This window comes from Erysipelothrix inopinata (genome assembly GCF_014396165.1).
Classification (GTDB): Bacteria; Bacillota_I; Bacilli_A; order Erysipelotrichales; family Erysipelotrichaceae; genus Erysipelothrix; species Erysipelothrix inopinata.
This window is the reverse complement of record NZ_CP060715.1, coordinates 1,570,813-1,592,978: the sequence shown is the minus strand read 5'-3', so window position 1 is coordinate 1,592,978 and position 22,166 is coordinate 1,570,813. Positions and strand designations below refer to the sequence as shown.

Annotated in this window: 13 protein-coding genes; 3 read left to right on the top strand and 10 right to left on the bottom strand. The window is 35.1% G+C overall.

Annotated elements, in window-relative coordinates:
• Positions 1-30: 30 nt before the first annotated feature.
• The 4 genes from H9L01_RS07775 to H9L01_RS07760 all read right to left on the bottom strand — a co-directional run bounded on the left by H9L01_RS07775 (position 31) and on the right by H9L01_RS07760 (position 5,756).
• A complete protein-coding gene (locus H9L01_RS07775) occupies positions 31-1,311 on the bottom strand; it encodes an ISL3 family transposase (RefSeq protein ID WP_187533253.1) in 1,281 nt (426 codons plus the stop codon).
• A 168-nt stretch (positions 1,312-1,479) separates the two neighbouring features.
• Positions 1,480-2,943, bottom strand: coding sequence for an LCP family protein (locus tag H9L01_RS07770; protein WP_187533394.1), 1,464 nt, complete (start codon positions 2,941-2,943; stop codon positions 1,480-1,482).
• An 83-nt stretch (positions 2,944-3,026) separates the two neighbouring features.
• Positions 3,027-4,157 carry a VanZ family protein gene (locus tag H9L01_RS07765; protein WP_187533393.1) on the bottom strand — a complete coding sequence of 377 codons (1,131 nt, stop codon included), beginning with the start codon at positions 4,155-4,157 and terminating at the stop codon, positions 3,027-3,029.
• A gap of 9 nt (positions 4,158-4,166) precedes the next feature.
• On the bottom strand, positions 4,167-5,756 hold the full coding sequence (locus H9L01_RS07760) for an ABC-F family ATP-binding cassette domain-containing protein (RefSeq protein WP_187533392.1): 1,590 nt from the start codon (positions 5,754-5,756) through the stop codon (positions 4,167-4,169).
• Between the two features lie 142 nt (positions 5,757-5,898).
• Between H9L01_RS07760 and H9L01_RS07755 the strand changes: the two genes are divergently transcribed.
• A complete protein-coding gene (locus H9L01_RS07755) occupies positions 5,899-7,137 on the top strand; it encodes a competence/damage-inducible protein A (protein ID WP_187533391.1) in 1,239 nt (412 codons plus the stop codon).
• Positions 7,138-7,194: 57 nt separating this feature from the next.
• Here H9L01_RS07755 and H9L01_RS07750 read toward each other — a convergent pair whose 3' ends face one another.
• The 3 genes from H9L01_RS07750 to H9L01_RS07740 form a co-directional block, all read right to left on the bottom strand.
• Positions 7,195-14,397 (bottom strand): DUF2207 domain-containing protein, encoded by a 7,203-nt coding sequence (locus H9L01_RS07750; protein ID WP_187533390.1) that lies wholly within the window; start codon positions 14,395-14,397, stop codon positions 7,195-7,197.
• Positions 14,398-14,758: 361 nt separating this feature from the next.
• Complete coding sequence (gene galE, locus H9L01_RS07745; protein ID WP_187533389.1) at positions 14,759-15,772, bottom strand: UDP-glucose 4-epimerase GalE; 1,014 nt, start codon at positions 15,770-15,772, stop codon at positions 14,759-14,761.
• An 83-nt stretch (positions 15,773-15,855) separates the two neighbouring features.
• Entirely contained in the window at positions 15,856-16,551 is a 696-nt protein-coding gene (locus H9L01_RS07740; protein ID WP_187533388.1) for a GntR family transcriptional regulator, read from the bottom strand.
• 161 nt (positions 16,552-16,712) lie between these two features.
• Here H9L01_RS07740 and H9L01_RS07735 point away from each other — a divergent pair, with 161 nt between their 5' ends.
• A complete protein-coding gene (locus H9L01_RS07735) occupies positions 16,713-18,017 on the top strand; it encodes a M15 family metallopeptidase (RefSeq protein WP_187533387.1) in 1,305 nt (434 codons plus the stop codon).
• A 102-nt stretch (positions 18,018-18,119) separates the two neighbouring features.
• On the opposite strand, the gene H9L01_RS07730 is transcribed toward H9L01_RS07735, so the two are convergent.
• From H9L01_RS07730 to H9L01_RS07720, 3 genes are all read right to left on the bottom strand, one after another.
• Positions 18,120-19,067 (bottom strand): IS3 family transposase, encoded by a 948-nt coding sequence (locus tag H9L01_RS07730; protein ID WP_187533386.1) that lies wholly within the window; start codon positions 19,065-19,067, stop codon positions 18,120-18,122.
• An 11-nt stretch (positions 19,068-19,078) separates the two neighbouring features.
• Positions 19,079-19,783: a helix-turn-helix domain-containing protein gene (locus H9L01_RS07725; RefSeq protein WP_187533385.1), complete on the bottom strand. Its 705-nt coding sequence runs from the start codon at positions 19,781-19,783 to the stop codon at positions 19,079-19,081.
• 90 nt (positions 19,784-19,873) lie between these two features.
• Positions 19,874-20,713, bottom strand: a complete 840-nt coding sequence (locus H9L01_RS07720; protein WP_187533384.1) for a helix-turn-helix domain-containing protein — start codon at positions 20,711-20,713, stop codon at positions 19,874-19,876.
• Positions 20,714-20,812: 99 nt separating this feature from the next.
• On the opposite strand from H9L01_RS07720, the gene H9L01_RS07715 reads away from it, so the two are divergent.
• On the top strand, positions 20,813-21,913 hold the full coding sequence (locus H9L01_RS07715; RefSeq protein ID WP_187533383.1) for an ABC transporter ATP-binding protein: 1,101 nt from the start codon (positions 20,813-20,815) through the stop codon (positions 21,911-21,913).
• Positions 21,914-22,166: the final 253 nt, after the last annotated feature.

Here is a 22,166-nt window from a genome sequence, read left to right as displayed (position 1 = left end):
CTCCATCACATTAATTTGTGGTGGAGCTTTTTATAATTGTAATGGTAACATTGTGTTGCTTATAAGTAAAACTCTCGCTCTAAAATTTGTGAATGATCGATACCCGAATGCAATTCTCTTAATTACTTTTATTAAGTTATTAGTACCTTCTAATTTTCCGTTTGAGTATTCATAAGTAAGTGCATTAAGTATCGATGTTTTATGATAGTTGAATGTATTGATTGTGGTTTGAATCGTCTTGGGTAGATGTTTGTAATTCTTGGATATTAAGTCTTCGAAATAGTCTATTTGCCTGTTATTGATAGAGAGCCGTATTCGCTGCATTAACCAATAACACTCTTCGAGTTCTTTTGAAGATCTCAAGAGTTCATCGACGACCTGTTGTTCAGTCATAAGATGAGGGAAACACTTAAAGTGCTTATATTCTTTGTCATCTAAATCATCTTGAGTCATCATTAAGAGTTTCCAATACTTCTTCAATTTAGAGTAGTATTGTTTATTCTCTTTCATAACTTGCGTCCTTACAGAGTTGAATGATCGATTAATAAGCTGAACGACATGGAATCTATCGGTAATTATTTTAGCGTTAGGGAAACAGGACTTTACGAGGTCGATATATCCTTTAAACATATCCATAGAAACAGTCTCTACTTGTTTTCTAACTTCAAGAGGGAATGAAAAGAAATAAGACTTGAGGAAACCAATATGACGATGCGTAAGGATATCCAGTATCTTACCTGTATCAGCGTCTGTAAAAATAAATGACATCTTACCCTTAACCTCTTTAACTGACTTAAACTCATCGAAGGATAGGTTCTTGGGCAAGGAATTGTGAGGTTGAATAAACTTTGAATTGATATTTGTGATCCAAGAGTTAATGGTAGTGTGAGAGATATTATTACTCTTTGATATATCCCAAACAGAACGTTTTGTCTTAATTTCTAAAAGTACTTTATGATAGGTGTTCTTGGATATGGAGCAGTTTTTATCAACTAGGTTTGTTTGAGAGATAAATGTATGCGAACACATCTTGCAGTAATAGCGTTGTTTTTTAAGTTTTAAGTAGGTTGTGAAATTAGAACACTTTGGAAGTTTAATTGTGACAGACTTAGTTCCGTTTTTAATAATAGAGTTATCTTGATTAATGCAACCACATTTTGTGCAATAATCGGGATGATCCGGAGAGTGTGTAGCGTATACAACGTGAGATAAAACTCCTTTTATGACTTCTTGTTGAACACTTTCATCTGAAAAATGTATGGATTTGTCTTTAATATTAAGTAAAATTCGTGTATTATTTTGATTGGACATAGATGATGGATCCCTTTCTCTGGTTGTGGTGACTTTAGTATAGAGGATTTACTTATCTATGTCTTTTTTTATTATCTAAAATAAAAAAGTGTTGATGAGATAAATATCTCACCAACACCAGATTTTAAAGAACCTAAAAAAGAACTCCGGAGAGTTCTCTTTTTTTGACTAATTATCGTTATTTGATTTAATAACTTTGTTGTTTTCCATATCATGGATAAGTTTTGTAGCATTATTCACTGAATTGAAATCAGGCTCCATAACGTACAAGTTCCAACCTGGCATTGAGTAAGTTGTCTTACTGTAAGCCCCTGTACCCTTAAGTTGTGCTGTTTGCACATCCCATGATGCAGGATTATCTACCTGCATTTTAATCAATGTACGAAGTTCATTATCAGGCATACTTGTAATAATACTATCTGAAACAGAATCTAGGATTGAGTTAAAGTTAGTAATAATTGCAGGTGATGCCGCTTTGTTAATGATTCCTTTGATAAGTTCTTGTTGGTGACGTCCACGATCCGAATCTCCATTTGGCAATGTTTTTCGCTCGCGAACAAATCGAAGTGCCATAGGGCCATTCATATGATTCATTCCTTTTTGGTACGAATAACCTCCAACGCTAAAGGTATAAAATGAATTTACTTCAACTCCTCCTAGAGCGTCAACAATGCGTTCTACAGAACTAAAATTAACTTTCAAGTAGTAATCAATTTCAATATCAAGTAGGTTTTCTAGCGTATTGACTGATTCCATAGGTCCATAGATACCAGAGTGAGTCAGTTTGTCATATGCGCCTTTTGATGCAAGTTTCACGTGATAATCACGAGGAATACTAGTAAGCAACACTTGACGTTGACGTGGATTAACCGTCATGATCATATTCACATCTGAACGTGCTACCGTAGAGACGGGTCCATAAGTATCGATTCCTGTGATAAAAATCGAGAACGTTTCTTGTTTAACATTCACATCACGTTTCTTAACATTACTATCCTCGTCATATTGGACAGTTGCGATAACGCGTGTCTTTTGATCAAAGTCTTCGTGGGATTCTTTTATAAGGCCACGGTGTGCTTCGCTAAGCAGCATGACTTGACTTTTACCAGTGTAGAGACTATCAGCTAATTGATCATAAGTTTTATAATCAACCGTCTTAACATCTGTTTTAAATTCCTTTTTAATTAGTTCTTGAGCCTTCGCAATACCTTCTTTATCAAATCCGGTATTTGCAGCAAACTCTAAATTCTTAACGTCATCAAATTTTTTATAGCTACTATCTTCCATAACAATAACTGAAATCAAATGAACATCTTTGTCAGCGCCTGTGATTTTCTTTAGGAAACTGTTTCCGTCAAAGACGTATTTTGTACCTAAAATCATTGCGAGGCTCAGAATTAAACTTAAGATTTTTCCTGTATTAATGACACCATTTTTTTTGGATTTGAGAAGCATCAATCCTACTAGTAAAAGTAAGACAACAATTAATGCTACTACAATACCAAAGTATTTCATTGGAAGTAAGTTTAAACGGTAAAGTGCAAATGTAGTGAGAGCACTGATAAGAACTTGTAAACCAAAAATAAACTTAGCTCGAAATAGAAAGAATTCTTTATTTTTATTTTTCTTCATAATATCATCCTCAATTTCTAATTTTAAACCATTTCTGTTCGAATGTATAGATACCCCGAACATTCACAAAGACTCACACAAACTTATTGCTTATGAAATGTGCTATCCATATGAGTTCGTGAAATTCGTTCATAAAATAAACGTTTATCATGCGTAAAGATGGTAACTAAGAAATGAATACCCATAACAAGGTAATACACACCAAAGATTAATAGATAAATTAAAGCTTGAACACCATCAGTTAGATCAACTGTGAAAAATGATTGGTAGAGATAAGAAATAATTGGAATCGCTTGATATACGAGAACGTAAAATAACCCAGTACGCACAAGAATTTGCCATCCTCTTAGAGACTCCTTCTCTGAAATCACTTTAATTTTCACGAGTTTCATACCTAATGTTTGCCCAGACATTGCATAAAGAAGCATAAAGTAATAAATCATAAATAAGACAGCTTTCAAGACAAAGTCTGGAATCACTGTTACTTTAATTGCACGGAGTGCAACAATCAAAATGGATGCAATGATTTGAATAACCGTTGTATCAATAAGCAGTGCAACACCGCGACGAATATAGGATACATGTGTTGATTTCTCGAAAGATTCCAAATCCAAAGTAGCACGTTTTGGGAAGAAGAAGGTCATCATAGGGGCGATTGCAAAACCAATAACGCCCCCCAAGGTATTTAAAAACAGATCGTCAACATCAAAGAGTCGGTAGGGTCCTGGATAGTATCCATACAAGCCTGTTAACTGTGTCACTTCAAAGAATAATGAGAGTAGAAATGACAAGCATAGTGTCTTTTTAAATGACCAGTTGAAGTAGTATCGACCATAGATGCCAAACGGAATGACCATGATAATATTAAAAACAGGTTGTGTAAATACGCCTTGTACCAGACCAGCTTTAAGGGTACTCATATCTCCCCATACAAACTTCGTATGTTGCATAAAGTCACGAATAAAGCGACCGGGTTGAAGCTGCATCATGTCTCTCATTGTTGTATGTACCGTACTTCTATCAGGAAGCGGTAAGATAACAAGGAAGAATGCAGACATCAAGTAAAATATAAAAGTATAAATTATAAAAGAACGAAATTTAGATACTGAACCATATCTACGGTACTGATAAATCATAAATGGAATAAGAATTGCAAATGCTAGGAACGGAAATACAATCATTGCTGTTTTAATGGGTTGTAAATATATCCTCATAATTAATTCCTACTTATTTTTTTGATCGAGATATTCAGAATATGTTCCTAAGAAGTCTTTGAGCGTTCCATCTTCGCAGATTTCAACCACGCGATTTGCTGTTGTTTCCATAATTTGTTGATCATGTGACGCAAGGAGCAAGGTACCTGGGAAACGAATTAATGCATTATTCAGTGCAGTAATGGATTCCATGTCTAAGTGGTTTGTTGGTTCATCCATAATAAGTACATTACTTCCAAGTAACATCATCTTGGACATCATACAACGTACTTTCTCCCCTCCTGAGAGGACATTCACAGATTTTAGTGCGTCATCTCCCGAGAAGATCATTCGCCCTAAGAAACCACGTACAAATGTCTCATCTTTCTCATCGGAAAATTCCATCAACCAATCAACAATGCGATCTTCAACTTCAAATTCTTTATCAAACGCTTTATTGAAATAGCCGTATTCAACAGATGACCCCCAGTGAACTTCACCGGAGTCCATTGGAATTGTCTCTGTAATAACATCAAAGAACGTTGTAATGGCAGTTTCATCTGAACTTACAAATGCGATTTTGTCACCGTTTTTGATTGTTAATGAGATATTATCGAGAACTTTACGTCCTTCAATTTCTTTAGATACTGAGTCCATTGTAAACACAGATTGTCCCAAGCTACGTTTTGGCTTAAATTCAATAAACGGATAACGGCGTTTGGAAGGAACCATATCTTCAACACGAATTTTAGCAAGTGCTTGTTTACGTGATGTTGCTTGTTTCGACTTCGATGCATTCGCACTAAATCGCGCAATAAAATCTTGAAGCTCCTTAATTTTATCTTCTTTTTTCTTATTTTCATCTTTCATTTGTTTAAGAATTAATTGACTGGATTCATACCAGAAATCATAGTTCCCAACAAACATTTGAATCTTACCGTAATCAATATCAGCAATATGAGTACATGTTTTATTTAAAAAGTGACGGTCGTGAGAAACGATAATAACAACAGAATCTAGATTAATCACGAATTCCTCTAACCAACGGATTGCATCTGCATCTAAGTGGTTTGTAGGCTCATCCAATAATAAAACATCAGGATTTCCAAAAATTGCTTGTGCTAAAAGCACTTTAACTTTATCAGGTCCTGGTAGTGTTGACATGGGTGCTTCATGATACTTTGAATCAACCTTAAGTCCATTTAATAAGGTAAAGACTTCAGCTTCCGCATTCCAACCATCCATATCAGCAAACTTTTCTTCAAGTTCACCTGCACGAATTCCATCTTCTTCAGTGAAATCTGGTTTCATATAGATTTCATCTTTTTCTTTCATAACTTGGTATAACGCATCGTTACCCATAATAACTGTTTCTAACACAGTAAAATCATCATACGCAAAGTGATCTTGTTTTAAAAACGAGAGTCTCTTTCCTGATTGAAGTGATACATGACCACTTGTTGGTTCTAATTCCTTACTTAAAAGTTTTAAAAATGTAGATTTTCCAGCTCCATTAGCTCCAATTACTCCATAACAGTTTCCCTCATGAAATGTAATTGAAACATCTTCAAACAGAGCCTTTCCATCAAACATTAGCGATAAATTATTTGTACTTAACACAGACATTCTCCTTAGCATTAATCCGTATAATTATAACATTTCTAATTATCAAAAACTACTTACCCACCAAGTTTCATTAAAATGACATCTGTGTCAATTAGTTTTTGATATAATAATAGAAGAATCAATTGAGGTGAATGGAATGAAATCAGAAATAATATGTATTGGTACTGAATTACTTATGGGACAAACCTTAAACACAAATGTTCAATTTTTATCTCAAAAACTAGCGGAATTAGGCATGGATTGTTATTACCAAAGTGTTGTTGGTGATAACTCACAACGTTTAAACGACGCATTATCATTAGCATTATCACGGAGTGAACTTATCATTACAACAGGTGGCCTCGGCCCTACTTTTGATGATATGACAAAAAATATCATGTCGGAAATATCAGGGATTCCTCTTGTTTATCACCAAGATAGCTTGGATAAAATTCTGAAATCGTATACCGATCGTAATTTACCCATGACTGATAACAATAAGAAACAAGCATTAGTTATTGAAGGTGCTCATGTTTTTAAAAATGAAACTGGGTCTGCTCCGGGATTTGCTTTCAAATGTCATCATAGTCTTGTTGTTGTTTTACCCGGTCCGCCCAAAGAAATGCAACCCATGGTAAATCATGAAGTTGTCCCCTATCTTGAACAATTTATGGATGCACGTTTGGTATCAGATTACCTCTATCTCTTCGGCATTGGAGAATCATCTGTAGAAGCATCACTTAGCGATGAGATACTCTATTCAAGCAATCCTAGTGTCGCTCCTTATGCATCCGTAGACCACGTCGTATTACGTGTTACTTCAAAAGCTAAAACGCTTGAGGAAGCTCAAGCATTAAATAAACCAATGGTTGCTTTACTATCAGATCAGTTCACAAATCACCTTTACAGCATCAATGAACCCAATATGGCACAGGTTCTTGTTGATCACTTAATAGAACGGTCTATTACCATAGCTACCGCTGAAAGTCTTACAGGTGGAAAGATTAGTGACCTTATCACATCCGTTGACGGAAGTTCCAAAGTATTTAAATTCGGAGCATGCACTTATGATTCAGCATTTAAAGAATCATTACTGGGTGTTTCTCACGATGAAATCGCGAAAAATACTCCCGTAACTGCTAAAGTTGCTACACAAATGGCATTAGGAATACAAAAATATGCTCAAACAGATATTGGTATTGGCATTACTGGTGTTGCAGGCCCTACTACTTACCGCGATGATAAACCTGTAGGCCTAGTGTACATTGCAGTCGCAATCAAGGATGATGTAACCGTTAAGGAATATCACCTGAGCCGCAATCTGAAAAACGAGCGTCAAAGTATCAAAAAACTTGCTGCACTCCACGCGTTAAAGGACACCTTAGATAGACTCTAATTAATATATACAAAAAACATGAGACTCCCATTGGAAGCCTCATGTTTTCTTTAGGTTTTATTTCTTATCTTCGTCAGATTTATTGCGTTTACGATTAATAAGAACAATGACAGCACCAACTGCTACAAGAGCAATCGCTCCGTAAATAATGCCATTATCGACACCTGTTGGCGGAATTACTTCTCCTCCGTCATCTTTTTTGTCTTCAACATATTCAAGATCAAAGATCCAGTGAAGTCCTCCCTCTTCAGTTACCTCTGTACGAGCTTTTGAAGTAAGTTTGTATCCCTTATACTCTTTACCTTTCACAGCATAGATTGATTTTGGATTCAACTCTGAGTAATCCTTATGACCTTCAAGTTTTGTAAGTCCTAATGTTTCTGATACAAGAATTGCATTATCTTCCATGAAGTCATAATCAACTTCTTTAAGAATATTTTTGCCTGACTTATTAATCACTTTAACATTCACTTCAGCTGTGCTTAATTTTACCGGTACATTTTCAGTATATTTAATGTTAAAGATCCAAGTAATACTTCCGTCAGCATTAAGAACTTTATCTTGAGACATCGTTGTAGTGTACCCTGCGTAATTCTTAGGAGTAACACTATATGTACGTTTTGTTTGTAATTCTTTATAACTATGTTGCGCTGTGTTATTCACAACATTGAGATTTTGTGTATCAATGATTTGATCATTTTCAAAGAAGTCATACGATACATTATCAAGTTTTAAGTTACCTGTGATATTTTCTACTTCGATATTCACTTCCGCTGCATCAAAGATAGTTGCTTCATCTACTTCTTCATATTCAAGATTAAATACCCAGTGAATTGATCCATCAGGATTTTCTTGTTTATCTGTTGTCATCGTTAATTTATAACGTTCGTAGAATTTAGGTTTCACGGAATATGTTTTATCTTCCATAAGATCCTTGTGATCACGACTGCCAACAGAATTAGTAAGTTTCAATGTTTCACTTGATACAAGATCTTGGTCAGAATAGAAATCATAAGCTACTTCTTTAAGAAGATTCTTACCACTATGATTAATAACCTTAACATTTACCTCTGCACTATCTGTGTATTGAGTTTGGTATGTAATCACGAAGTGATGACGAATACCTGTAGTATCTAATGTTTCTTCTGATGATTCAACCGTTACATGGTACCCTGCTTCTTCATTAGGAATTAACTTATAGGTAAATCCTGTCTCGAAAGTGGTGTAAGCCATTGTAGCAGATTGGTTAGCATCAATGGTTAATGTATCCGTAAATTCATCGACCATAGTGCCTGTAGCATCAAATTTTTGAATGGTGTAACTTGCTTCATTAAGCATGTTGAATTGACGTGGATTTACCACATTGACATCAACTTTTACTTCATCATAAATAATACGTTCATATTCCAAATCTACAGTATATGTTGTAAGTCCTGTACGGTCTTTAATACTTGATACACTGAATTTTGGAGCACGATATTGTTCATAGTGTTTTGGTTCAATAGTGTATGTGTAGTCACGTGAAAGTGCTTCTACCCAGTCGATTGAAGCAAGATTAAATCCAGCTTTCATAACATCGATAGTAAGTGGTACACGAGCAACTTCAGTATCACCATCTTTTGCAATAACATCTACATCAAATGTTGTACGTAATGGTACTAATGCAGGATCAATAACTTTAGTATTAATAACTAAACGGTCTTTTTGAACATTTGTATTGACACCAACATTACGTGTTTCTGCATTAACATGGAGTGTATCACCAAGGCGTACACGGTAAGCAAACGAGTCGTTTGCAAACCAGTCTTCACGGAATGCTTCTTCGAGTGATGTTGTAAAGTTTGCACGGACTGATTGACCACTTTCAAGTTCGATATCGCTATTCATGAGAACACGAACAGCTGTAACATCTTCAAAGGATAAACCACTGTCTGTAATTTCTTGAGCAGTTTTCCAAATGTCACTACCATTAGCTTCAAAGTCATTTTCAGTAAAGATATAATTTGGACTTTCAAATGCATATTGAACAGTATATTCTGAAGGATCAAATGTACGTGTAACACTGTTTAAGTTGTTATCAACAAGTAAAATTTCAAAATCACCGTCTCCCACAAGATTCATGGAAGCCAAGCTATCACGTTTTTCATCACGCAATACATATGTATCGTCGATGCGAGCAAGTCTATTTACAAGTGAGATGTCACTAACTTTGTGTGCTGAGTTTTTAACATCAAATTGCATTGTATAACGAACTTCACTTGCACTTGTTGGCACTTTAATTGTATATGGTCGTGAGTAACTTGTAGCAACATTTGAACTGTTTGTTTTATCTGTTACTTTTAAGGATGCTCCAATACCTAAACTGCCGAAGACATCAACTTGAGAACGGCTCTTAACAAGGTAAGATTCACCGACTAGATCACTACCAATGTGTGTGCGATCTCCATAATCAGGTTCAAATGAATAAGGTTGGAATCGTGCCCAGTTTCTAACTTTCGATTCAATGAATCGTTGGTTGAGTGGAATAAATTCTGCACCCGCTTCATAAGTTTCATATTTTGCTTCTTGTGTCGTTGAACGAACTGTAAATTCTTTGACGGTTCCTTTTGGAAGATCCTCTTTAACACGCCATACTAGAAGTCGTTTTTGAGAGTCTCCTACTACAAATGGTCCATCCACTTCTTCAAGATATGAAGGAAGTGTATTATCACGGTATCCTGCAAAGTAACTACCTACCGGAAGTTCTAATGTTACATAAGAACCTTTCACGATATCAGGAGTATCATCTGCATTTCCGTTACCAAAGTTTACTTTCCAAGCTACAACACTGCCCGGATTGATTGATTGTCCACTTTCGTAATTGATATATTCTTCTTGTTCTCCAGAAATTCGGATCCATTGGCTCTGTACATTTACAAATGGCACAATTGATTGTGCTACATTTCGAACTTCAGTAGAGTTGACATAACGAATCTTTGTATCAGGATTACTATCCCAGTTAGTGTCTGGTTGGTCATCATTTGTTTGTTTTGCTGCAGCTTCATATGATGATTGAGCACGAACAATCATTTCTTTCTCAGTATACATTGCAATTTTGTTAACTTGGTTTTCGAGATAAATATCTTGTTCATAGAAATCACTCAAGGCTGTTTCTTTATCAACAACCGTTGAATACTCTAAGACCCATTCATTCATATCACCAAATTTAGTAATACCTTCGATAGCAATGTGATGATCATCATCTTTTGGACGGTTCGTAAATTGAATACGATTGTATTCTTTACCTTCAATCGTCACAGTATCTGTAACATAATCAACGGGATGTTTTACTGCATCTGGATTCTTAGAATCATAAACAATTACATCTTTTGTAGTATCGATTGTTTCATACTTAGGTAACAAGTCTACAAGGTGTGTAGGTTCTAGCGTTACGAAAGACAAGTTTTGCATATGGATCTTGTAGGTACGTGTATTTGTATCGTTATTTCCTACATCATGTACATATGGATTAACTTTCTTCAAGACATTACCGTAGAGGATATTTTGATTCAATAGAATCGCTGATTGTGTTTTACCAATGATGAAACTCTTCGTTTCAGGATCATTGTCATCATATTGTTTAAACTCTTCAGGAATTTCATGTTTTGAAATTAATTGACCACTCTTTGATAAGAGTTCAGTTGCAGGTTGTGTATAGTAAACACCCGCAGTATTGACGCGTGATACAGATAGTTCTTCAGGTCCGAAGACTGTATTTGTTGTGTTAACTTTTGCATCAAATTCAACAATCAATTGAACGTGTTCACGGTTCTTTGTTGTTCCATCAACATTAAGTCCTGGAATTTCAAAACTGTCTTTGAATGCGACAAGAATTTTACGTGTTGTTGCATCATAAGTGACATCATAGAGTGATGGATCAACCACAGTTCTGTTTGCTTCAACATCCACGTAGCCTTCGTTTTCAGGAGTAACAACTGTATAAACTTTTAAAGTATCTTCTTTGAAGTCGATACTGTCTGGAACGAAGTCCATAACATTTTTAACTTTAACAATTCTATTTTCTCTTGATAAGTAGTTTGAAGCTGTGATTTTGTAACGAATTTCATCACCGTGAATCAATCCATTAATTTTCGCATCATTGAGAGGTTGTGCTGATTTAACAACTGAAACGTCCCCTGTCTTACCATAATCAGGACTTAATGCAAGTTCATTGCGACCAAAGAGAACATCAATTGGTGTTGTGGAATCTGCTGTTGGATAAGCCTTCGTTGTAAAACGGTTAACGATCTTACGGTTACTCAAGATTGTTGTATCAATATTTTCTTTAACTTTCACAGCATAAATTAATCGAAGTTCTTCACCTGGTTTAATAATACTATTTGGCATTTTCACAATAAAGTGATTGTGATCTTCGTTAACTTCAGCTGTGATTTGTGAAACATCAACGCCTTCTGGAAGGTATTGTTCATTCTTGTCATTGACACCAACTACTAAGTGAAGCTTACTGTCAATATCATCATTCACAGGATATTTAGCTAAGACCTCAGGTCTTATTTCATCTGCGATTGGTGTATCGTAAGCAAGTTCAACATTATTAGTATAGGTATCTTCAATTGTTGGATTATACCATGTATGAACTGTGTCATTTTTTACAAGTAAAGTATAGATTAAATAATCATTTTCTACAGGAAGTTCTGCTGTTTTTGAACTTGATGCATTAACGACATCTTTATTAATGTTTCTGAACCAATCTCCAGGTTCACGGCGTGCACGCCAATATTCACCTGTGGCTACAGCATCAGGACCATCAAATGCAGTGTATCGGTTACCGATAGCTGTATCAGCAATATATGTGTCATTAACGTACATTGTATAGGTTAATTTTAAAGTTTCACTTGGTTGTAGCACGACTTCATCATCAAATTCAATTTTCATCAAATGATAAAGTGAGCTATCTACATTTGTATCAGATGTAATGGTGAAACCTGGTTGTGTTTCAAGACGTTGTGTCGGATCTTGAGGATTCCAGATGACGAGGTTTGCATCATTATCTTGTTGGAGATAAATCGGTTCAATATCTTTTGAAGAATTATCATTAAAGACTGAATGAGCACCATTGTATAGACTCATATTCTTTGTGTAGAAGTCTTCAATTGTTTTAATTTTAATTGGATCTGTCTTATCGTTTTCTATGTTGATAGTAAAACGAATAACGTCATTTCTTCTTTGGAAGCGATCATCGTTAAAGTTAAATCCTTCTTTTTTATCTTTGATGCTACCATCTTCGTCAATAAATTTACGGCTCTTGTAACTAAAGTAAGCATCTTTACTTGTATTGGTAAAGTTCTTATTCATATAGTTATAAGTCATTTCAGCATTGTTTGTAACCTTAGTGTTATCAAAAACAAGATCACGTGCAAGAATCGTGTATGTGAGACGTGGAGCTGTACTGATATATGCGCCAGACTCTACATTTTTATAAACATACTCAATTTTCTTAACCACCCGTTCATCCTTAGGATCACGAATTAAGCTTTCAGCTTTGTATCTTTCACCATTTGGATCTGCAAGTTCATTAAGGTCTTGAGCAGAATAACTCTTGCTTAGTGTATCTGTAGTACCTTCAAACGAAACAACAATATCAAGTGTTGTATTAGTGAATGGTACATTGTCTTTTTGTTTTAGAATCCCTGGTTTTAGATTATCAAAACGAATTTCATCAGTATTGAAACCAATTTGTTTTCCGTTTTCATCAACCTTGTTAGCATATTCTGTGAAACGAAGTTCTTTCAATGTGCCTTCTTGACGGTTTCTAAAGTTGGATCCTAATGTATATGTAATTAAATCATTATCATATCCTGATAATTTACTATAGTCAGTATTGGTTGTATCAACACCACCCAAACGAACAATTTTCTTTTCAAGTGTACTGTTAGTTTCTTCTCCAGTTTCAACTTGGTTTGTAAATGTAACGGAAGTTTTATAAGTATTTGGACTTGTTACTACAAGAGGATTAGACTCTGAGTATTCAGTAGTTTTTACTAATGGATAGATTGTAGCTTTAGAAGGTTCATGTGTAAGTTCAAGTGTTTTTGTATCTCCAGGATTTAAATTATATTGATTAACAATTTGATCTGGATTGATTGTTGCACCCTTAATGTAGAATGCACCTGTATTGTTTGTAAATTCTTGATTTGGATTTGAATTCGTAACTTCTGTTTTAATCGTAAAGCTTCGAATATTTCCATCAGAATCATAACTTACATTTGACAAGCGATCTGTAGCAACAGGCTGACGATTACTATCTAAAATATTTTCAATCTTAAATTTAATCATCGCTTTATTTGAGTCATCAACAGGTACAATCACACGGTTTTCATAAACAATCTTATTAGCGTATGCGCCGCCAGTTTTAGATGTTTGTGAACGAACGTATGTTGAATATGCAAACTCACTGATTGTTACATTTTTAGTTGTAAGTGATCCACCTGAAACAGAGTGAGAACTTGAAGGTTCTGTCCATTTGAATGAATCAGTTTTTGCTGTAATGACAGCTTTGTCTGATCCATTGATTGGTGACGCAACATTTTCTTTAATTTGGAAAGCATCAGCAACGACATCGACTTTTGATCCGTCAGCTGTGACACCAGTCGCAAAAGGAGTCAGTCTAAATTCAATATCACGTGATGATCCGGAAGCTAAAGGTTTCGTATTGGTAATCCAATAATAATCAAGAGCTGTTTCCTCTGGATCGGGTGTGGTTGGATTTAATTCTGAACCTCGTGTTACTTTAAACTCAACAAATTCTGCGTAATCAAGTTTTACGCCTTTTGGTAGTTTAACACGTAAACCGAGTTGACCATTTGCAACATTACTACCCAAACCAAACGTTAAGATAGCATTTGTTTTGTCACCGGTTACGACCGTAACATCTTTACTGCCTGTTGCACGATCAAATGTAAGTTGTAATGTATTCACAACAACATCTTCTGCATCAGCAGCCTCTTTTGGAGTTACTGGTTTATCTACTTTAGATTCTTCTTTGGATTTATCTGTGTCTTTCGACTTAGCTTCATCCTTAGAATCTTTTTTAGACTCATCAGCAAGCAAATCTTCTTTCTTACCGTCTTCAACTTGAGCAGTTACAGCATCTTTTGCTGTCTCTGCCTTTGTATCTGCATAAGAAAGCGGTGCCATTTGAACCATCATAAACACTGTCAAAAGCACCATTAAAAACTTCGAATGTCTCTTCTTAAACATACAAATTATCCTTTCTTTAAAATCTAATACACTTAAACTGTACCATTCATGTTTTTACAAACTAGTAATCAAGGTGAAAGTAGATGAAATTTTTATGAAAGTTATATCGCGTTTATTAATTTTTAACGATAATCGTTAATCCCCATATAAAATCTTAGCAATTCACGTTGTTACAGATAACAGACGTTACAGTTAGCGTTTTCATTTCGGCTTAAATAATAACACAACCAACGGTGGTTTTTTATCGTGATGTCACAAAAACGCCATTTGATGTCATGAAAATAACAATTGATGTCACAAAAATAAAACAGCACAAAAAAAACCTTGAGTGATAAACTCAAGGTTTTATATAAATTATTAATTATTTGTCATACCCATTTGGGTTGTTACTTTGCCAATTCCATGACATAGCACACATTTCTTCAAGGTTGTAATGAGCTTTCCAACCCAATTCTTTGAATGCTTTTTCAGTATCAGCATAGCAAATTGCAATATCACCAGGACGGCGATCACAAATTTCATAAGGAATTTCTTGGCCAGATACTTTTCTGAAAGTATTGATGATATCAAGCACTGAGGATCCGTTACCAGTTCCTAAGTTGTAGATTAAGACTTCATTTTCGTTCATTATTTTATTCATAGCAGCAACATGGCCCTTTGCCAAGTCAACAACATGAATGTAATCTCGAACTCCTGTTCCATCATATGTATCATAGTCATCACCAAATACAGAAACTTTCTCACGAATACCTGCCGCAACTTGTGCAACATAAGGAATTAAGTTGTTTGGAATTCCCTTTGGATCTTCACCGATAATTCCTGATTCATGAGCACCAATTGGATTAAAGTATCGTAAGATAACAACGCCCCAACTTGGATCCGAAATATAAATATCTTGTAGAATTTGTTCTAGCATTAACTTTGTTGAACCGTAAGGATTGGTTGTAGAAAGTGGGAAGTCCTCAGTAATAGGAACTGTTTTAGGAGAACCGTACACTGTAGCGGAAGAACTAAAAATAATTTTCTTAACATTGTGAGCACGCATGACATCACATAGAACAAGTGTTCCAGTAATATTGTTATGATAGTATTCAATTGGTTTTGCAACGGATTCACCTACTGCTTTGAATCCTGCAAAATGAATAACACCATCAATATCATGACGCGAGAAACAAGCATCTAATGCTTCACGATCTAAAATATTAAGTTTTTCAAAAATCACTTTTTTACCAGTAATCTTTTCGACACGTTCTAAAGACGTTTCGCTTGAATTCGATAGATCATCGACAACAACAACTTCGTGACCTTCGTTTAATAATTCGACACATGTGTGGCTGCCAATATATCCAGCACCACCTGTAACTAAAATTTTCATTGTATTCCTCCTGTATAACTCTATGATAAGTATAACTGATTTTTCAATCAACGTGTATCTTGGTTTGTACTTATGTAATCTTGTTATATTTCGTAATCAATAACATATGGATACTTATGAGAATCATAATAGCCATAAGAAAGTTCAATAATATTCCCTTTATGATCATATGAATATCGTTTTCGACATAGCAAGGTATCTGATTTAACTTCAAGTAAATTTTGAATTGCAATACCCACTGTTGCCACTGAGAACATATCTCTAAAGTGTTCAACTTCATATCCATTCATAGCAAGCCATTTGTACAAGGATTGTTTTTCAATGTCTTCAATTCCATTTTCTTCACCAATTGGGAGATAGTGTTGAAAATAGATATAAGGATGATCATCAAGAAAGTATACCCGTTCTAAGCAATATGCTTTATTTCCAAACGTTTCATGAAGCTCCTCATTAGATGATACATCGATTTCTTTAAATGATACATATTGTTTATCTAATTTGTGATCTTCTTCTAATATTGATGAAAATGAACGCGCTTTTGAAAGCTTATTAAAAAGACGGTTACTTAATACTGTGGTACCCTTACCACTTTTCTTTGCTAAATATCCTTCATTGACTAATATATCAATAGCATTACGAACGGTAATCTTGCTGACATCAAAGATTTGCTCCAATTCGTTTTCAGTAGGGATATACTCCCCTACCTCATATTTTCCTTCTAAAATATCTTTTTTAATTGAGTTAGCAACCTCAATATATAAGAGTGTTTTACGTCTCATAATAACCTCCATCTATCTCCTTTATTCTACATAACAATATAACAATATGCAACGAAATCATGAATACCACCACAATCACCACTATTTATTGCGTTTTACCCACGAATTCACATAGTTTTCGAACCAATAACTTGATATGATAATGAGGAAAGGGAGATCTTATGAAACGATATCGCTATTTTATATTATCAGGAGTCGCAGTTGTTTTTGGGATTCTGTTATTTATCGCATACCGATACTTTAACAAACCGACTGTTATTCTATTTAATGAAAACCCTGTTGTTGAGAAATATGACTACTTATCAAAAAGCCAAGTTGATACTTGGGTTGATTTTACACTCAGTAAATTTGAAGAAATCGACTACGAGATTCAATTTGCAAAAGATGAGCCTATGTCATGGGAGGACGCTGTTTCAAGTCAAAATGAAAAGCTGTCTCTAAAAAACAGTCGATCTAATCAATTACCTATCGACGATGATTTTACACTAATTATTAAACTAACACAAAAAAGCCAACATGCTCGTGTTTTAGTACCCGTTAAAGCTGAAGTCAGCAAATCCGCCTATATTGAGGTTTATCATTTCGATAAATTAATCGAAGAGAATGATTCTATTCGAATGGGCAGTGACTTCGATGCGGAGTTCAAATACCTCGGGTTAACGCCCTACTTTAGTGAAGAACCAAAACATGTAGATTGTTCCATTGATACAGAATTAAATATGAGCAATCCGGGAACTTACCCTGTTCAAATTTTCATCACTGAAGATCCAAATATTACTTTTAATTTCAGTGTTATTGTTCCCAAAAAAGAAGTTGAAGAGCCTGTTGTAAAAGATCCTGAAACCTCGACACAACCTGATAAGGAAAAGCCTGGTGTATCTGGAAACAACGGCGATGTCGTGGTTTCAGATGCGCATAGCCTTAGCGTTCTTGTAAATAAAACGCGACGTTTACCTGATGGTTTCGTACCAAAACTTCGCGAAGTCCCAAATCATTATGCGGTTGACCACGGCTACCGTGCCCACCCTGAAGCAGTTCAAGCTTTCATGGCCTTAGTCGATGCTTTAGAAAATGAAACGGGAAAAAGAGTTCTCGTAACCTCTTCATATCGACCTTATGAATCACAACAAAGAATTTTTGATCAATATGTTAGTGAAATTGGCTATGAAAAAACATTGCAACTCGCTTCACGTCCTGGTTTCTCAGAACATCAGACGGGCTTGAGCATTGATGTCACTGTTCCTGGTGGCAACATGTTTGATTTTGGTAATACCGAAGAATCAGTATGGCTTGCAAATAACGCTCACCGATTTGGCTTTATAATTCGTTATCCTAAAGGAAAAGAAAGCATCACTGGCTATCAATACGAACCTTGGCATATTCGATATCTAGGAAAAGGCCTTGCAACTAAGGTTCATGACTCCGGATTAACGTATGAAGAATATTGGAATAAATATCTTAAGTAAAAGAAAAGAGATGTTCGTGATGAACTGCTCCCTGTCAAGTAGACAGGTGAAATAAATAAAATACCCAAGATGATTTATCGCTTTACGATGAATCATCTTTTCTTATGCTACAGTCGCCTGCATTTGCTTTTCTCTAATGTTTGACCAATAAGCTTCAATTTTCTTGTTGGTTGGAATTGAATAACTTATAGGTGTCTCTGATCCTAATGCTTCAGTTCGAACCATCATTGGTGTTTTGTTTTTAAATCGTTTTTGAAGTCTCTTGTTGTTATAAAAATCAATATACGCATCAATTGCTTTCTTTAACTCGCTTTTAGTATTGAATTCATTAGGATAGTACATTTCTGATTTGATAGTTCCCCAGAATCCTTCCATAGGACCATTATCAATACAGTGTCCCACTCTAGACATACTTTGTATCATTCCTTGATCTTCTAGCTGTTTTCTAAATACCCTACTTGTATATTGGAATCCTCGGTCACTGTGAAATAAAGGCTTTGCCTCTGGATATCTCGTGATAGCTTTATGATAAGTATCAAACACAAGTTGATTATTGTTACGATCACTTATGTGGTACGCCACAATACTCAAATCATAAAGATCAATAATCGCACTGAGATACAGCTTCTTACCTGAACCTTTAATCTTAAATTCTGTGACATCTGTCAACCATTTTTCATTTGGTCTAGAAGCAAAGAAATTACGATTTAAAATATTTTCAGCTGTGATTTCAGGAGTGCTTCGTGAATACTTTTTAGACTTTTGACGAATCACTGATTTCACACCCAGCATCTTCATGAGTCTATGAATCCTCTTTGGGTTATAATGAACTCTATTAAGTTCATTAATCCAATCTGTCATTCGTCGATAACCTAAGATATGTCCAAACATTTCATCATAATCAAGAATGAGATTACAAAGCTCATGATTCTCAATTTCATTGCTTGTTTCAACACGGTGCGTCCATTTATAATAACTGCTTCTTGCGATTTTAAGTACCTTACACATCCATTGAATGCTCCAACCATGTTTATAATGAAGTTCTTGCACGGCAAGATACTTTACTTCTTGTTTTGCTTTGGAGAATATCGCCGCCCTTCTATTTCCTTCACTTTTTTTAATAGAATATTCTCACGTTCTTTCAGTTCAAGTTCTCTTTCGAGTTGTTTGATTTTACGTTCTAAACGTTCTTCATTACTGAGTTGATCTTCTTGTTTTCGTTTGCCACGTTTATCAAGAAGCCCTTCATATCCTATCTCGTTATATTTTTGAACCCACTGGTAAACTTGAGCATAGGAAAGACCATAGAGCTCGGCGGTTCCCTTATAATCGTAGTCATGTTCAATACAATGTGCGACAATTTCTTGACGTTCTTCAATCGTTGTTTTTCTACCTTTTGTCATATAGACTTCTCCTTTAGGATCGTAATCCTTTATGGTTTCAAGTCTATTATACTTGTTTATCCATCCACGCAAAACCTCATCGGAACTTATATCGTATTTGATAATAATATCTGCGAGAGAACCTAGTCCTTCAAGGTAATCTTGAATAGCAGATTCCTTAAGTTCTTTCGAATAACTTTTATTTCGAGGTTTATATGAGAATGCTTCAACACCGACGATTTGGTATTTTTTCACCCATCTACGCAATGTCCCAGGATTAATCGATAATTCTTGGGATATTTCCATTGCACCTTTTATGCCGTTCAAATATTCTTTAACTACTTGTTCTTTTATTTCCGCTGGATATTTATTCTTTCTACCCATAGAAAAAGCTCCTCCTTTTTGTAGTACCCGTTTTTATTTATTTCGGGTGTCTACTTTAAGGGGAGCTTATCATGATGGAACATCTCTTTTTTACATGTTTGATTCAATTAAATATAACAAAGCAAGTTGATGAATATCTCTAAGATTAAAACCCGTTTGATCTATAAACTTATCCAGTTTATGATTCAAAGTATTACGATGAATATATAACTTCCCTGCAGCAAGACTCACATTCCCCTGAGCTTGCCACATGACTTCAATGATTTCTTGCATTTCTTGATCATTTGCAAGACGGTAGGCCAACATTTTTGCAGTAGTTGAATCTTGAGTTAACTTACTTAAAAAATGTGGTGTATAAACCGATAAGTAATCAGTCAATGGCTGTTGGTGTTTAAAAAGGTTAAATAATGTTTTCTCTTCTTCATAGAGCGCATCCAAATGAATGCGTTGAAGTATTGGCGTTCCGAGAAAGATGGATGTTTTTGTATTAAAATCTGAATCGAGGGCATTAATTAAGCCGGATATCGATTCCTTATCAAGAACCTCATCACGAACAACAACAATTCCCGATTTATCGGAGATAAAGAAATCATCGACGACATCGATAAAACCCGATTCAAAAGTTTCTAACCATAATTGTTTATCAAAGTTTTTACCAACGACTTCAAAATGAATCAAACGGCATGATTCCACATCTGCTAGGTTAGTTGTATCTTGATGATTTATAAGCCGATTAAACCACGGCGAATTTGAATGTTCTTGCCGACCATACATAAGTTCTAACAAATCTCTTTCCGATTCTGATAAAACATCATTGGGGATCGCTATCGTATCAATACCATCCGTCAGTACTAAACAAGAATCTAATCCAACTTGCGATTTTTCGAGCATTGCTGTGGGATATACCTTTAAAAGATCAATTAATTTCATCACTTCAACTCCTTGCACATTTTTATTGTTCATGTTGACACTATCATAGCATAAGTTAAAACATTTATAATAGAGCTACAGATAAAAAGGAGCTTATTCATGGCAGATATTACATTAAAAGGGATTCATAAAAAATATGATAAAAACCCTAATTATTCCGTTACAGATTTTAACTTAGAAATTAAAGATAAAGAATTTATTGTATTTGTTGGACCATCAGGTTGTGGTAAATCAACAACACTTCGAATGATTGCTGGTTTGGAAGATATTTCTTCAGGAGAACTCTACATTGGAGATCGTCTTGTGAATGATGTTGAACCTAAAGACCGTGATATTGCGATGGTTTTCCAAAACTATGCATTATATCCTCATATGACAGTTTATGACAATATGGCTTTCGGTTTAAAAATTCGTAAAACACCTAAAGATGAAATTGATGCAGCTGTAAAGAATGCCGCTAAAATCTTAGGTCTTGAAACTTATTTAGAAAGAAAACCTGCAGCTCTTTCGGGTGGTGAACGTCAACGTGTTGCTTTAGGACGTGCGATTGTTCGTGATGCTAAAGTATTCCTTATGGACGAACCATTATCAAACCTTGATGCGAAACTTCGTGTCGCAATGCGTGCTGAAATTACAAAATTACACCAACGTTTGCAAACAACAACAATTTACGTTACCCATGACCAAACCGAAGCGATGACTATGGCTGACCGTATTGTTATCATGAAAGGTGGCTTTATCCAACAAGTTGGATCACCTAAAGAAGTCTACAACAACCCAGTAAACGTATTCGTAGCTGGTTTCATTGGTTCTCCTGCGATGAACTTCTTTAATGTCACACTTAATGATGGCTGTGTTATTTCAGATGGTTTCAAACTTTGTTTACCAGAAGGTAAATACAAAATGTTGAAAGATAAAGGTTATGAAGGTAAAGAACTTATTATGGGTATTCGTCCTGAAGATATTCGTGACGAACAACTTGTTCTTGATGCAAATCCTGAATCTATCATTAAACCTACAGTGACCGTTTCTGAATTACTTGGAGCTGAAACAATGCTCTATGCACTATCTGGCGAACAAGAACTGATTGCACGTGTTGGTGTTAATCAATCATACAAGCCAAATCAAGTTATCGAACTTGCATTAAACTTAAACAAAGCACACTTCTTTGATAAAGAAACAGAATTTGTCATCAAATAACAGAATGCAAAATAAAAGACGATTCCGAGGAATCGTCTTTTTATGTCGATGATAGCTTTGGTAATACATTGACACAATCTCTTGAGTGATATGATTGTGATTACAAAAGTTAGGAACCGTTCATACTTCTCGACGCACTCAAGAAGTAAAAATCGCTTTGGTAATCAAATGTTAGGGTATGAAATGCTTCTATCATCTTAATCATGTATTACATGACTATTATGTCTCAAGATTTAATCATCTAGTAAAAAGT